Consider the following 13,275-nt stretch of genomic DNA (forward strand, 5'->3'; position numbering starts at 1 on the left):
CGTTCTCAGTATGATCATTGTCATCCTGATCCTGCTTCCGAACTTATCAATTCTCATTAATTTCTTTACGGAACGTGCAGAAAACTGGGAGCACATCCAGGAATTTATCCTGCCAAATCTACTTAAAAATACAAGTTTAATATTGGTTTTCACCGGATTTTTTGCCATTTTTATCGGAACGAGTCTTGCCTGGCTTGTGTCAGCGTATGATTTTCCAATGAAGCGGTTTTTCAAGTGGGCATTAATTCTGCCGCTGGCGATCCCTCCTTATATTGCAGGCTACACGTATAATGGGATTTTGAACTATACCGGTGTAATTCAGACGACCTTGCGAAACAATTGGGATATTACAGTCAATCAAAGTTACTTCAATATCCTGAACATGCCCGGTGCCATTTTTATTTTTACACTATTTTTATTTCCTTATGTCTATACGATTACACGTGCCTTTTTGTCTCATCAGTCTGCAGCGCTCGTCGAAAATGCGCGACTGCTTGGCCGGAATGCATGGGAAATTTATTTCCGTGTTGTGATCCCTATTTCGCGGGGAGCAATTGTCGGCGGCGTCAGTCTGGTCCTGCTTGAAGTACTGAATGATTATGGCCTCGTTTCCTATTTCGGGGTTCCAACTTTCAGTACAGCGATATTCCAGACCTGGTTCGGCATGAATGATCTTAATTCTGCCATTAAACTTTCCGCGACACTAATGTTTATCGTTTTTGCGCTTTTAATTATCGAAAAATTGCTGCGCGGACGTAAAAAGTACAGTGCGACGACAGCCAAAGTCCGGCCGCTTACTCCCATTAAGCTTCGAGGGGCAAAAGCCTGGACAGCATTCAGCTATTGTTTTTTTATTTTCATGCTCGGATTTTTAATCCCTTTTATACAGATGATCGATTGGACGATTCTAACGTTTGAGAAAATTGCATCTCCTGTTTTTACTCAGTTAATGATGAATTCTCTGCTTGTCTCCTTTGTTGGAGCGTCACTCGTCATGGTGTTTGCTGTCATCATCGCAAACTTCTCACGCATGCATCAGAGTTTCTTTTCTAAATCGGCCGCCCGGGTGACTATACTCGGGTACTCCATTCCGGGAGCCGTCATTGCGGTTGGAATCAGCACAGTATTTATTGATATTGATAATTTCCTGTTTAAATTTTACGAAACGATGGGCATGGAAGCATCACTCTTTTTAAGTACAAGCCTGTTTATTCTAATTTCTGCCTATATCATCCGGTTTCTCGCCATCGGATACAATTCCGTGGAAGCCGGCTTTGATAAGATTGGCAATAAATACACAGAAGCTTCCCGTATGCTTGGGTTGAATCTGACAAAAACCTTTTTCAAAGTCGATTTACGCATGATCAAGGTGCCGATTATCAGCGGGTTTATCCTCGCTTTTATTGATATTTTAAAAGAGCTGCCATTAACCTTAATTTTACGTCCATTTAACTTTGACACCTTAGCCACTAAAGCATATCAGTATGCAAATGATGAACAAATACAGGAAGCTTCCTTAGCTTCGATCATCATCGTTGTCATCAGCGCCATTGCGATCTATGTATTTCATCAAGTTTTAGAAAAGGAGCCGAAATAATATGTTCGTACAAATCAAAGACCTATGCTTCTGTTACGGAAATACAAAACAAAATACGATTAATCAGTTTCACCTTGAAATTCAGCAGGGTGAGATCATTTCAATACAAGGAGACAGCGGGAGCGGGAAAAGTACGGTTCTTCGGCTTCTTTGCGGACTTGAGGTCCCTAGCAAAGGAACCATTACGATTGATGGTGAAGTAATGACGGATGACCGCCATTTTGTGTTACCCGAAAAGCGCGGAATCGGTATGGTCTTTCAGGATTATGCACTATTTCCTCATATGACGGTACTTGAAAATATTCAGTTTGGCCTGAAGAAATACAGCCGGAAAGCGAAAAAGCAGCGTGCTGAGGAAGTGCTGGAACTTGTCAACATGATGTCGTTTGCAAAACGTTACCCGCACGAGCTCAGCGGTGGACAGCAGCAGCGTATTGCTTTGGCACGGTCTTTGGCTCCAAAACCTTCACTTCTGCTATTGGACGAGCCGTTCAGTAACCTGGATGCCGGTCTTCAGATTAAGATACGGAGTGAGCTGAGAGAAATCATTAAAAAGACAGGCATCACCTCCATTTTCGTTTCGCACGATCTTGAGGATTCCAAAGCCATTGCTGACAGAATCGTGACAATGCGCGATGGCGCCGCCCATAACTGGGAATCAATTTGTACAACGACACGAAAAGAAAAGCCTGCACTTCATCTGGTAGAGTCTAAATAAAAATATAGAAAATAGAAAAAGGCATGGCGCCGATGGCCATGCCTTTTTCATATAATTTACCTATGCATTAAACAAGTTGATTTAACTGCTTTATGTAGGTCAATGCTTCATCTAACTCTTTATCCGTATAATTCTGCTTTGCCTTTACCTTCTTCACTTTTTCAATTTGTGAATCTCCTTCAAGAGAATCGAAATAGAGAAGTGTGGAAACAAGCTCAAGAAAACGGGAGGATTGTTCATTCAGGTTTTTCAGGAACGGTTCAAGCTTCTCAGACACCGCCTCATTTTGCGCATCTAAAAACGCCTGCCCCTCCTCTGTTACTTCATAACGGTACTGATAATAACCGCTTTTCTTCTCGTTATATTCATTGATAAAGCCCATATTGCAAAGCTCTTCTACCCTCAGTGTCAATTCTTCTGAATAAGGTCCAAAAAAATGAAACTGATATTTTTCATGAAAAGCATAATTGTGCTTTTTGGCAATAAAAATGATTTTCTGCAGTTTCTTTCTGCCGACAATCTCCCCCAGGGCAGAAAACGCCTGCATCAGTCTTGCGTGATCCTTCATCATGGCTGGTTCTCTCCTTTTTAATGCTCACTAACCCCTAAAATAGCTAAGATTTTTTCTTTCGTTTCTTTATGAGTTGAATCATCCATCAGAAGGTCCTTTGGATAATAAAGTTTATGGTCTGTTCTTCTTTTCCCTGAAATCGCGTCCACAATCTCAGATTGGCGAGATAGTTCCCGCAGTTCTCCACTTGGCATTAGAAGATGAATCGGAACCCTCTCCTCTTCTTCACCCGGCCGGTAAAAATCGTACGGAAGATCTGACGATGAATCCACCACAAGATAGTATTCCGGATCAAGATCCGCCTCACTGAACAGCTGTTCAAGCTTATTCAGTTTTTTGTATTCTTTGGATGGATCAAATTCAACATATTTAAATAGATTACGATTTATAAAGCGGCTGCACAAATCTCGTAAAATAGGATCCTTTTCGTCCTCCCACATTTGGAAATAGTACATAATCACTGACTCATCCAGCTTTAAATAATCCTTTAGAGTGACCTTCCCTTCAAACATTGAAACAAAATGCATGGGCTCATAAGCAAATTCATAATTCATCTCGCTCAGCTCTTTTGCACGGTGAAGAATTTTTGTCAAAATGACCTCAGAGCTTCTCGTAACCGGATGAAAATAAACCTGCCAATACATCTGATAGCGGCTCATGATGTAATCCTCCACCGCATGCATTCCGCTGGATTTGATCACAACCTGATCCTCTCTTGGGCGCAGAACCCGGAGGATCCGCTCCATATCAAAATGCCCATAGCTTACGCCGGTAAAATACGCATCTCTTTGTAAATAATCCATGCGGTCAGCATCAATTTGGCTGGAAATCAAGCTGATTATTTGATTGTTATCATAGGTTTTGGCTATAACATCTGAAACCTTCTGAGGAAATGAACGGGAGACCCTTTTAAGAACCTGATTTACCTCTGTATCTCCTAATATAATCGCCTGGGTAAACACTTCATGATCAAGGTCGAACACCTTTTCAAATGAATGTGAATAAGGGCCATGTCCTAAATCATGCAGCAGGGCAGCACATAGGGAAAGAAGGCGTTCGCTCTCATCCCATTCCGGACGGTTGGCAAATACATCATCTACAATCCGGCGGATAATTTCATATACACCAAGCGAGTGATTCAAGCGGCTGTGTTCAGCTCCGTGAAAGGTCAAATAAGTGGTCCCAAGCTGGCGGATTCTTCGCAGGCGCTGAAATTCCTTTGTACCTATTAAATCCCAGATTACCTGATCTCTGACATGGATGTAGCGATGAACAGGGTCTTTAAATACCTTTTCTTCTTGAAGTTTCTGATTGGAATACTTCATTGTCATCGTTTTCCTTCTTCCTACTCGTCATGTATTCATTATAACGGGTTATTTTTTTCTTACACTACTTGACAATTTGACACTATGCTCGAGCCCCGGGGTCTCAATTTTTGAGATGGGAATTTGTTTCTTTAGTACCCTTTTGGAGTAAAAATGAACCTCTTTATTTCATGGTGTAATAGGTAAAAACCTTTTAACAAAACGTGTTGATTTACGCTGCAGGGAGATGTTTCCACGGGGCGGGGCTTGAGCTAACTTGCTTCGCAAGTGGATCTCAGCCTTCCCGTTTCTTCCCGCAGGAGTCAGCCCCTTCCACTTCAATCAACCTCTGAACAATCTAGTTACTGTTTTAAATTAGTATGTTAGAAGTAAATGTCCTTTTATGAGGCGTGTTGATTTACGGTGAAAATTATCTAACTTTAAGAGGTTGGACGATAAAAAAACCAGTTCCCATGCGCGGGATTTCTTTGCAGCATGTGGGATCTGGATGTGAATTGCGTTATTTTTTGAGCTTGGTGCGTACTTTGTCCATGAGCTCTTCTTCTGTCAATGCCGCGACCGGGCGATTATTTACGAAGGTAAATGTCTTTTTGCGGCCTGGACCGCAGTAGGACTGGCACCCTATATCAACTGTAGCCTCAGGATCCATTTCCTTGAGCTTTGGAATCAAAGTCTTTACATCAACGGCTTGACAATCATCGCAAACACGGAATTCGTTTGCCATTTGTCTACAACCCTTTCTTTGTGAGTCTCGTTTATTCACTATCAGTCATTGTACCGATTTGGCGCTTTCTTTTCAAGGTTAATCCAAAAAACAGCAATAGTTTTACTTTTCTATTAACATCCATGTATGAAATTCTTCTAATCCGGTGAAAATATCGGTATGGATCGTTATCCATATGAAAGATTCATGGAACAGGAGTGAATAGAATGAAACAAAGACAAGATGCTTGGATGGAAGAAGACGATTTGATTTTAGCTGACACTGTGTTACGTCATGTACGCGAAGGAAGCACTCAATTAAATGCCTTTGAAGAAGTTGGAGATAAACTAAACCGCACTTCTGCGGCATGTGGATTCAGATGGAATGCGGTAGTACGCCAGCAATATGAAAAAGCCCTTGATCTTGCAAAGAAACAACGAAAGCAGCGTCATCGTCTGCTTGGGAAAGAGCAAAGCGGGAAGAAGAAAATTTTATATCAGCCGCAGCTGCCAACTATTGAAGAATTTCAATCAATTGATCTGCCATTTTCGGATCCGCCAGTGGCTGAGCCTGCTGAAGAGACGAATTATTATCAGGAGACTGCTAAGGAGACAGTGGTGGAGGATGTCTTCACGCCGGTCAGAGAGTATAATGCTGCCAGACAAACGCCTATTTCCTCGCTATCGCTTGAAGTAGTCATTGCTTACTTGCAGCAGCTTGGCCAGACAAGAGGACAGGATGCCCAGGCAAGACGCCAGGTGGAACGCCTTTTAAATGAAAATCGCGTTCTTCGCGACCAGTGCAGAGAGCTTGAATTACAGGTTCAAAAACTGGAAGACCAAGAAACAACTATGCAGGAAGACTACGAGACCCTTATGAAAATTATGAACCGTGCGAGAAAACTAATTTTGTTTGATGAAGAAGAAATGCCTTCAAACACCTTTAAAATGGACCGCAACGGCAATTTAGAAAAGGTCGTAGAAAATTAAGTATAAAGTAGTAAAAAACGCCCTGCCGGTGATATCAGTCACCAGCGGGGCGTTTTATTTCAGCGCTTTTTCACTTCGTTCAGTGACTCTTGAAAAGTATCCGTCATAAAGGAGCGCTTCCCGTTCATTCAGACTGCCGGCTTGTATTGACCCGCTTACACTCTTAAGAGATTGCAAGAAGCGCAGCATGCCATCCTGGACGGTCAACGACGCTTGCAAAAGCTCTGACAGCGAAGCCATAACCGCAGGCTGAATCTCAGGGTAGACGTGCTTTGTCTGTTCTCTTTTAATCGACTGTCTGTAAAATTCTCCAATTAGCTTGGCTCTATCGCTTCCGCTCCCGGACATACATAAGTAGATTTGAACAGCCACCCCTCCGCGAATACGACGCTGTGAAATGCCTGCAAACTTCCGGCCTTCTATGCTCAAATCATAACTGCCAGGACAATAGGAGCCGATCACTTCATATGCTTCAATTTTTGCATCAAAATCTGAAAACATCATTTTAACAAGCTCAACCATTGCATCATAGCCTCTATTTATATCGATCCCCTTTTCCGTTTCAGGGAAAATAAGTGAAATATTTAAAACACCTTCATCCAAAACCACTGCTAAACCGCCTGAATTTCGGACAATTGAGCGAAACCCCGCCTGTTCAATAACAGAAAGTCCATCCTTCAAATAAGGCGTACGGGTATCCTGAATTCCCAGCACGATCGTATCATGATGAACCCATGCTCTTGCGGTTGCAGGTGCTTCACCAGCCCCTACTGACGTGCATAGTGTATCATCCATGGCAAACGATTGAAGCCCTTCGAACATCGGACCAAGGCTCGACTGATCAATAATCCGCCAGATCGGCTGCTGCAGGAGCTCCAGTGATAATTTTGTCATGCAAATCGATCTCCTCTACTGCAAACTGAAAAAAGTATACCATATAATAAGAGCTTTTGTGCTGTACAGAATTAATCCAATTAAAAAATGCCCCGCAGCTGATAGTGTTTCCAGCTGCGAGGCTATTTAAACTTATTGGTTCTTATATAGCCTGTCCTGCAGTGATAAGAGCAAGCTTGTATACGTCTTCTTCATTACAGCCTCGTGAAAGGTCATTTACCGGTGCATTTAATCCTTGAAGAATCGGTCCCACCGCTTCAAAATTACCTAAGCGCTGCGCGATTTTGTATCCGATATTGCCTGCTTCAAGACTTGGGAATACAAATACATTAGCATTTCCTTGAATTTCAGCGTTTGGCGCTTTGCTTTTTGCCACTGACGGTACAAATGCAGCATCAAATTGGAATTCCCCATCAAGAGCCAGCTCAGGAGACTGCTCTTTAGCGATTTTAACCGCGTCTGTCACCTTTTCTGTCTCAGGGGATTTAGCTGAACCTGCTGTTGAGAAGCTTAGCATGGCAACGCGCGGATCGATATCAAACATTTGAGCTGTTTTTGCACTTTCAAGCGCAATTTCGGCTAGATCCTGGCTGTCCGGTGAAATATTGATTGCACAGTCTGCAAACACATATTTCTCTTCGCCGCGAACCATAATGAAAACACCTGATGTCTTTTTAATGCCAGGCTTGGTTTTAATAATTTGAAGCGCCGGGCGAACCGTGTCAGCAGTTGAATGTGCTGCTCCGCTTACTAAGCCATGCGCCTGATTTGTATAAACAAGCATCGTTCCAAAATAGTTCTCGTCTAACAAAATCTTACGGGCATCTTCTTCTGTCGCTTTTCCTTTGCGCCGCTCAACGAATTCTGCCACTAGCTGATCCATGTTTTCGTAAGTGGAAGGATCAAGAATTTCAGTCCCGTTTAACGTCACGTTCATACCTTGTGCAGTTTCTTCGACTTCATTTTTATTTCCAATTAATACCGGTGTTAACACGCCTTCAGCTGCAAGGCGGCTTGCCGCACGAAGAATACGCTCATCCTTGCCTTCAGGAAATACAATTCGCAGATCCTTACCCTTAATTTTTTCCGTTACTGTTGTAAATAAATCGCTCATTTTGCGACCTCCTTAAAACGTCTATACCGTTAGCATACCCCATTAGAGTAAGAATTCAAGAACAAGCCCCTATGTCAGCGTTTACACCTTAGATGTTTATTTTTTCGGAAAATTCACTTGTAATACGGTGGCTATTTCATGAACGAAGCCCGCGTTTTACTTGTATTTAATTGTTTTATGATATGATAGCTCTAGACTATTGAAGTAATTTTCAAGGAGTGACTTTAGATGAATGAAGCAGCAACTACACTTGATGGCTGGTATGGCCTTCATGATTTTCGGAAAATGGACTGGACCTCCTGGAAGCGTCTTTCTTCCGACGACCGTTCACTTGCGATAACGGAGTTTCAACAATTTCTAAAAAAACTGCATATTGTTCAGGATGAGGAACAAGGCAGTCATTCTTTTTATTCCATCGTTGGCCAAAAAGCAGATTTCATGCTGTTTATTTTGCGCCCTACTATGGAAGAGCTAAACGAGCTGGAAAATGAATTTAATAAATTGACGATTGCAGAGTATACGATCCCGACCTACTCTTATGTGTCAGTTGTTGAGCTTGGAAGCTACGGCTCTAAGGATTCAGATGAAGATCCATTTCAAAACCCTTATGTGCGCGCACGTTTGTACCCGCAGCTGCCTAAAACAAAGCATATTTGTTTTTATCCAATGGATAAGAAGCGTGAGGGCGACGATAACTGGTACATGCTTCCGATGGAAAAACGCAAGCAGCTTATGTACGATCACGGGATGATTGGCCGCGGATATGCAGGAAAGATCAAGCAGATTATTTCCGGTTCTGTAGGCTTTGATGATTGGGAATGGGGCGTGACGCTTTATTCTGATGATGTACTGCAGTTTAAGAAGATCGTGTATGAAATGCGTTTTGATGAAGTGAGTGCACGCTACGGCGAGTTTGGATCGTTTTATGTAGGGAATTTGCTCGAGGATGAGGAGCTTCCGAAGTTTTTGCATGTATAATTAATTTTTTAAAAGGAATGCTTTGGCGATTTGGCTGCCCGAGCGTTCCTTTTTTTGTACTGATGACCTTGCGAAGTTCTTCGGAGTTCTAAAGATAAGAGTTAAGTGTTCGAATGATGCATGTTGATTTTCACTGCAGGCGGAGGCTTTCCGCGGGGCGGGAGCTGAGCTAACTTGCTACGCAAGTGGATCTCAGCCTTCCCGCTTTAGCCCGCAGGAGTCCCCGCCTTCCGCTCCAATCAACTCGGTGATCACTTTTTCGGTGCTTCGAAGATTTAATGCTAGGAGTGTGTCTTTTTGAGTCCAAAAATTGTTTCCGTTATTAACATCTACTATCTTCACACCACCTTTTCAGCTAGGGAGATTATCTGAATTTAGAGTACTAGCGGATTGGGTTTCTAGGATCTGATGTTAATTCCAAAAGACATTCACCCATTACACCCTAATTCCAAAGAAAAAACAGATTACCAAAAAGCTGATTCCAGCGGAAGGGGCTGACTCCTGCGGGAGGAAGCGGGCGCTTGAGATCCACTTGCGCTAGCAAGTTAGCTCAAGCCCCGTCCCGCGGAAAGCATGCCCCTGCAGCGGAAATCAGCACGCTTATTCAAAAAAAAATTCACCCCTGACACTCTAATTTCAAAGACGAAAACGTATTACCCAGATGCTGATTGCAGCGGAAGGGGCTGACTCCTCCGGGATGAAGAGGGAGCTTGAGATCCACTTGCGCTAGCAAGTTAGCTCAAGCCCCTCCCCGCGGAAAGCATGCCCCTGCAGTGGAAATCAGCACGCTAATTCGAAAAGGCATTCAGCTTTCAACTTAGCATATCCTTCGGTCAAGCTGCATATAGTTGAAAGCGATGGGGGAGGAGTGAAATAGATGGCGGTGGTTGCACATAATGAAAAGGAGGTTGACCTGCTTGCGCGTTTGATGAGAGCTGAAGCTGAGGCTGATGGAGAGCTTGGAATGCTGATGGTTGGGAACGTAGGTGTCAATCGGGCACGGGTAGGATGTATGGATTTCACCGACATCCGAACCATTGAACAAATGGTATTTCAGCGCCCAGGCGGATTTGAAGCCACATTAAAAGGGTACTTTTATCAGCGCGCGAGAGAAAGAGACAAACAACTCGCACGAAGAGTGTTACGGGGTGAACGTTTTCACCCGGCAACCAATACATTATGGTTTTTCCGTCCAGAGGGCGATTGTCCTGCCCAGTGGTATGATCAGTGGAATACCGGGCGTTTTAAGTCGCATTGCTTCTTCGCCCCTACCCAGGAGGATTGTCCCGAGGTTTATTAAAGTCAGATCATCCTTTCGCAAAAATGCTAAGGAGGCGGAATTATGAATAACCCATCTGGAAACCAAAAGCCACAGCAGCCTGCACAGGGAGGTCAAGGAGGTCAGCAGGGTCAGGCAGGCCATACTTATTCTCAGCCTTACTACCAGCCCCAGACGTACCCAAGCTATACCTACCCGACACAAAACTATCAGACACCTACGATTCCACAATCGACAGGCGGTCAGTCTATGCTGCCAAATGAGGAATCGTATATTGAAAATATTCTGCGTTTAAACCGTGGAAAAGTGGCAACGGTGTATATGACGTTTGAGAACAACCGGGAGTGGAACGCTAAAATCTTTAAAGGAATCGTAGAAGCAGCAGGACGGGACCATATTATTTTAAGTGACCCTAAATCAGGTCTGCGCTACATCTTGCCTATGATTTATCTGGACTATATTACCTTTGATGAAGAAATTCAGTACTCATATCCGTATTCAATGACTCATTACTCCCCCCGGTAATTGAATCCTTCCCCTCTTCAATATAAAAACTGCCCTCCGTTTTTTACGGAGAGCAGTTATTTTTTGTTTCAGCCGTTTAAAGAACACGTATAGCTGCAATAATCAGACAGATCCAGGCGGCAAGAAAAGCCACCCCGCCAATCGGCGTTATCGCACCAAGAATACTAACTCCTGTCAGGCTCAAAATATAGAGGCTTCCTGAGAAGAAAATAATTCCGGCCACCATCAGCCAGCCAGCCCAGCTTAAAAGACCTGTTGGAGGCAGTGTGCCCATCAGGATGCCGATAATCAGAATCCCCGTTGCATGAAACATCTGGTATTGTACTGCTGTATTCCATGTTTCCAAATACTTAGGTTCTACCCTGTTTTCCAGGGCGTGTGCACCAAATGCACCAAGACCAACTGAAAGAAGAGCATTTATAGCCCCGATAATAATAAATAATTTCATTTCTTAAGCACTCCTTCTAAAAATCAAATAATGAATCTCCATTAGAACCATCGTCCATTTGCATCGGTTTTTCCTTTGGAATCGATACAGACGGTTGAGACTGAGGCTGAAATACAGGCTGCGGAACTGGTTGAACAGGCTGCTGCATGCTTACAGCGGTTTGCGTAGATGTTCCGGTGCCATTATCAAGCATCAAATCACATAAGGTTCGAATGGCATGCAGATGCTCTCTTCTCTGAGATGCAGACGCCTGCTTTGCGTGTCCGATCTGCTGTTCTATTTTTAAGAGCAGCTTTTCCTCTGAAATACTCAAGGATTACACTCTCCTTCCATGATCGTTATTTCCTTTAGAAGGCTTTTTTTCAAAGGCATAGCAAGGGTGGCCTGAAGCACGAAAAACTTGTAAGGACGGAAGCTCCCTTGTTTTAAATTGGTGCGCCCTGCATCCTCTCGGGAAGCTTGGGTCCCATGTTACATAGTAATGCCTGCAGAGGTGGCAGTTTATTCGCTTGTTCTCCATGATCCATCCCTACTCCTTAATACTTTGCTTGATTAAAGAAACGATTATTCTAATGTCCAGTCCACTTCTTCAATCCCGTTTTCCTTTAAAAAGGAATTCGCTCTTGTAAAGGGTCTACTTCCAAAAAATCCTTTTCGGGCAGCGAAAGGACTTGGATGCGGTGAAACAATGACACAGTGATTATCCTCATTGATTAATGACCGTTTGGAGGCCGCAGGTTTTCCCCAAAGAATAAACACGGTCGGCTGCTCCCTTTCCCCCAACAATCGGATGATTTCATTCGTAAGGGTTTCCCACCCTTTGTTTTGGTGAGAGTTCGCTTTTCCCTCTTGAACAGTCAGCACAGTATTTAAGAGCAGCACACCCTGCCTGCTCCATTTCTCCAGATTTCCCGATTGAGGAATGGACGCTCCTGTATCCTCTGATAGCTCTTTAAATATATTTCGTAAAGACGGAGGGATTTTCACTCCCGGCTGAACAGAGAAGCTTAAGCCTTGAGCCTGCCCTTTTCCATGATAGGGGTCCTGGCCCAGAATGACAACCTTCACTTTAGAAAAGGGAGTGTTATGAAGTGCCTGATAGATTGAATTCATTTCAGGAAAAATGGTCTTCTCTGCGTACTCTTCCTTTAAAAACTCTCTCAGATTTTGATAATACGGCTTTGAAAATTCCTCCTTAAGAAGTGGCTGCCAATCATTTTCAAGTATCGTATGTGTCATCTATATCCCCTCTTCCTTTTATGACTCTTCGAAGGTAATGGTCGCTTTATAGCCTGCATATTCAAAGAACTGCTGCAGCGCACGTTCTGCGTTGTTTTCTGCCTGCACAAGAATTCCCTGGGTCTCCGCCTCTTCTTTAATGATCTTTTGGGCTTCAGATGCAATTTCAAAGCCTTCCTCCCAGTTCACGTTGCTTCTGAAAACTCCTTCAACCGAAAACGCCTGAACATTTTCCATATCAATTGCGGGCTCCTGTAAAAAATCTGCTCTCGGTATGGTTATTTCAATCGTTTTTGCTTCCTCATCCAGTACGATATCCTCTTCTTCTATTGAATCAAGATCAACCCCTGCAAGTACTGTTCCCGGTACAATTAAAAGAAGACTGCGCTGGGTTCCCGGCAAATTGATCGAGATATTCTGTCCAAACAACTGATTATCTGTTTGCTCAACTACTGCTTTAACAAAAGCCTGTGAGGTAGCAAGAGCATTCATATCACGGATATGCTCCACAAATGCCTCTGACTCCTGCTCTGTATTGTCGCCCGACAGCCAGGATTGAGTAACCATAAACGCTGCCGCGACAGAAAGAAAGATAATTACAAAGAGAACAATATATTTTAACCGCCAAAAGAAATACAACGTTCTTCCAAGCTTCATCATATTCGTATAAAGGGAAATTCAGCATGTTCAATTAGACACTTAGCAAAAAACAACACCATTCTTTTCCCACCCCTCTCTATAAAATAACTATTATATTATTATACGAGATCTAGTCGTATATTGGAAAGCACTGCCACCCTTCTAATTTCTCCTTCCACTCAATCGTCAAACTTCCGTCATATCCTCTGCCTTTTCATTATTTTCGACGGTATATTTCCCAGGAAATTTCACCTTT

At 43.2% G+C, this 13,275-nt stretch carries 15 protein-coding genes; 6 read left to right on the forward strand and 9 right to left on the reverse strand.

Annotated elements, in window-relative coordinates; all coding sequences use genetic code 11:
* Nucleotides 1-10: 10 nt before the first annotated feature.
* Entirely contained in the window at nucleotides 11-1,597 is a 1,587-nt protein-coding gene (locus C4B60_RS14200; RefSeq protein ID WP_104058939.1) for an ABC transporter permease, read from the forward strand.
* A gap of 1 nt (nucleotide 1,598) precedes the next feature.
* Nucleotides 1,599-2,315 carry an ABC transporter ATP-binding protein gene (locus tag C4B60_RS14205; protein WP_104058684.1) on the forward strand — a complete coding sequence of 239 codons (717 nt, stop codon included), beginning with the start codon at nucleotides 1,599-1,601 and terminating at the stop codon, nucleotides 2,313-2,315.
* Between the two features lie 67 nt (nucleotides 2,316-2,382).
* Here the strand turns inward: C4B60_RS14205 and C4B60_RS14210 are convergent, their stop codons facing one another.
* The 3 genes from C4B60_RS14210 to C4B60_RS14220 form a co-directional block, all read right to left on the reverse strand.
* Nucleotides 2,383-2,886 (reverse strand): YwgA family protein, encoded by a 504-nt coding sequence (locus C4B60_RS14210; RefSeq protein ID WP_104058685.1) that lies wholly within the window; start codon nucleotides 2,884-2,886, stop codon nucleotides 2,383-2,385.
* A gap of 17 nt (nucleotides 2,887-2,903) precedes the next feature.
* The gene (locus tag C4B60_RS14215) at nucleotides 2,904-4,211 is read right to left on the reverse strand and encodes an HD domain-containing protein (RefSeq protein WP_104058940.1); all 1,308 of its coding nucleotides are present in this window, start codon (nucleotides 4,209-4,211) and stop codon (nucleotides 2,904-2,906) included.
* Nucleotides 4,212-4,710: 499 nt separating this feature from the next.
* Entirely contained in the window at nucleotides 4,711-4,935 is a 225-nt protein-coding gene (locus tag C4B60_RS14220) for a YuzB family protein (RefSeq protein ID WP_104058686.1), read from the reverse strand.
* A gap of 206 nt (nucleotides 4,936-5,141) precedes the next feature.
* Here C4B60_RS14220 and C4B60_RS14225 point away from each other — a divergent pair, with 206 nt between their 5' ends.
* Nucleotides 5,142-5,903, forward strand: coding sequence for an RsfA family transcriptional regulator (locus C4B60_RS14225; RefSeq protein ID WP_104058687.1), 762 nt, complete (start codon nucleotides 5,142-5,144; stop codon nucleotides 5,901-5,903).
* A 54-nt stretch (nucleotides 5,904-5,957) separates the two neighbouring features.
* On the opposite strand, the gene lipL is transcribed toward C4B60_RS14225, so the two are convergent.
* Nucleotides 5,958-6,797: an octanoyl-[GcvH]:protein N-octanoyltransferase gene (lipL, locus tag C4B60_RS14230; RefSeq protein WP_104058688.1), complete on the reverse strand. Its 840-nt coding sequence runs from the start codon at nucleotides 6,795-6,797 to the stop codon at nucleotides 5,958-5,960.
* Between the two features lie 142 nt (nucleotides 6,798-6,939).
* Entirely contained in the window at nucleotides 6,940-7,911 is a 972-nt protein-coding gene (gene pta, locus C4B60_RS14235; RefSeq protein ID WP_104058689.1) for a phosphate acetyltransferase, read from the reverse strand.
* 228 nt (nucleotides 7,912-8,139) lie between these two features.
* On the opposite strand from pta, the gene hemQ reads away from it, so the two are divergent.
* From hemQ to gerQ, 3 genes are all read left to right on the forward strand, one after another.
* Nucleotides 8,140-8,889: a hydrogen peroxide-dependent heme synthase gene (gene hemQ, locus C4B60_RS14240; RefSeq protein ID WP_104058690.1), complete on the forward strand. Its 750-nt coding sequence runs from the start codon at nucleotides 8,140-8,142 to the stop codon at nucleotides 8,887-8,889.
* A gap of 877 nt (nucleotides 8,890-9,766) precedes the next feature.
* On the forward strand, nucleotides 9,767-10,189 hold the full coding sequence (locus tag C4B60_RS14245) for a cell wall hydrolase (RefSeq protein ID WP_104058691.1): 423 nt from the start codon (nucleotides 9,767-9,769) through the stop codon (nucleotides 10,187-10,189).
* A 42-nt stretch (nucleotides 10,190-10,231) separates the two neighbouring features.
* A complete protein-coding gene (gene gerQ, locus C4B60_RS14250; protein ID WP_104058692.1) occupies nucleotides 10,232-10,693 on the forward strand; it encodes a spore coat protein GerQ in 462 nt (153 codons plus the stop codon).
* A gap of 76 nt (nucleotides 10,694-10,769) precedes the next feature.
* Here the strand turns inward: gerQ and C4B60_RS14255 are convergent, their stop codons facing one another.
* The 4 genes from C4B60_RS14255 to C4B60_RS14275 all read right to left on the reverse strand — a co-directional run bounded on the left by C4B60_RS14255 (nucleotide 10,770) and on the right by C4B60_RS14275 (nucleotide 13,040).
* Nucleotides 10,770-11,141 carry a DUF423 domain-containing protein gene (locus C4B60_RS14255; RefSeq protein ID WP_104058693.1) on the reverse strand — a complete coding sequence of 124 codons (372 nt, stop codon included), beginning with the start codon at nucleotides 11,139-11,141 and terminating at the stop codon, nucleotides 10,770-10,772.
* Between the two features lie 16 nt (nucleotides 11,142-11,157).
* The gene (locus tag C4B60_RS14260; RefSeq protein ID WP_104058694.1) at nucleotides 11,158-11,454 is read right to left on the reverse strand and encodes a YwdI family protein; all 297 of its coding nucleotides are present in this window, start codon (nucleotides 11,452-11,454) and stop codon (nucleotides 11,158-11,160) included.
* A gap of 251 nt (nucleotides 11,455-11,705) precedes the next feature.
* Complete coding sequence (locus C4B60_RS14270; protein WP_104058696.1) at nucleotides 11,706-12,380, reverse strand: uracil-DNA glycosylase; 675 nt, start codon at nucleotides 12,378-12,380, stop codon at nucleotides 11,706-11,708.
* Between the two features lie 18 nt (nucleotides 12,381-12,398).
* Complete coding sequence (locus tag C4B60_RS14275) at nucleotides 12,399-13,040, reverse strand: DUF4230 domain-containing protein (protein WP_104058697.1); 642 nt, start codon at nucleotides 13,038-13,040, stop codon at nucleotides 12,399-12,401.
* Between the last annotated feature and the right edge of the window lie 235 nt (nucleotides 13,041-13,275).

This window comes from Jeotgalibacillus proteolyticus (genome assembly GCF_002926065.1).
In the GTDB taxonomy this organism is placed as follows: Bacteria; Bacillota; Bacilli; order Bacillales; family Jeotgalibacillaceae; genus Jeotgalibacillus; species Jeotgalibacillus proteolyticus.

Coding starts and splice junctions, on each gene's coding strand:
- C4B60_RS14270 (WP_104058696.1), bottom strand. CDS start 12,380: ATGACACATACGATACTTGAAAATGATTGGCAGCCACTTCTTAAGGAG.
- gerQ (WP_104058692.1), top strand. CDS start 10,232: ATGAATAACCCATCTGGAAACCAAAAGCCACAGCAGCCTGCACAGGGA.
- C4B60_RS14205 (WP_104058684.1), top strand. CDS start 1,599: ATGTTCGTACAAATCAAAGACCTATGCTTCTGTTACGGAAATACAAAA.
- C4B60_RS14255 (WP_104058693.1), bottom strand. CDS start 11,141: ATGAAATTATTTATTATTATCGGGGCTATAAATGCTCTTCTTTCAGTT.
- lipL (WP_104058688.1), bottom strand. CDS start 6,797: ATGACAAAATTATCACTGGAGCTCCTGCAGCAGCCGATCTGGCGGATT.
- C4B60_RS14210 (WP_104058685.1), bottom strand. CDS start 2,886: ATGATGAAGGATCACGCAAGACTGATGCAGGCGTTTTCTGCCCTGGGG.
- C4B60_RS14220 (WP_104058686.1), bottom strand. CDS start 4,935: ATGGCAAACGAATTCCGTGTTTGCGATGATTGTCAAGCCGTTGATGTA.
- C4B60_RS14215 (WP_104058940.1), bottom strand. CDS start 4,211: ATGAAGTATTCCAATCAGAAACTTCAAGAAGAAAAGGTATTTAAAGAC.
- hemQ (WP_104058690.1), top strand. CDS start 8,140: ATGAATGAAGCAGCAACTACACTTGATGGCTGGTATGGCCTTCATGAT.
- C4B60_RS14245 (WP_104058691.1), top strand. CDS start 9,767: ATGGCGGTGGTTGCACATAATGAAAAGGAGGTTGACCTGCTTGCGCGT.
- pta (WP_104058689.1), bottom strand. CDS start 7,911: ATGAGCGATTTATTTACAACAGTAACGGAAAAAATTAAGGGTAAGGAT.
- C4B60_RS14225 (WP_104058687.1), top strand. CDS start 5,142: ATGAAACAAAGACAAGATGCTTGGATGGAAGAAGACGATTTGATTTTA.
- C4B60_RS14200 (WP_104058939.1), top strand. CDS start 11: ATGATCATTGTCATCCTGATCCTGCTTCCGAACTTATCAATTCTCATT.
- C4B60_RS14275 (WP_104058697.1), bottom strand. CDS start 13,040: ATGATGAAGCTTGGAAGAACGTTGTATTTCTTTTGGCGGTTAAAATAT.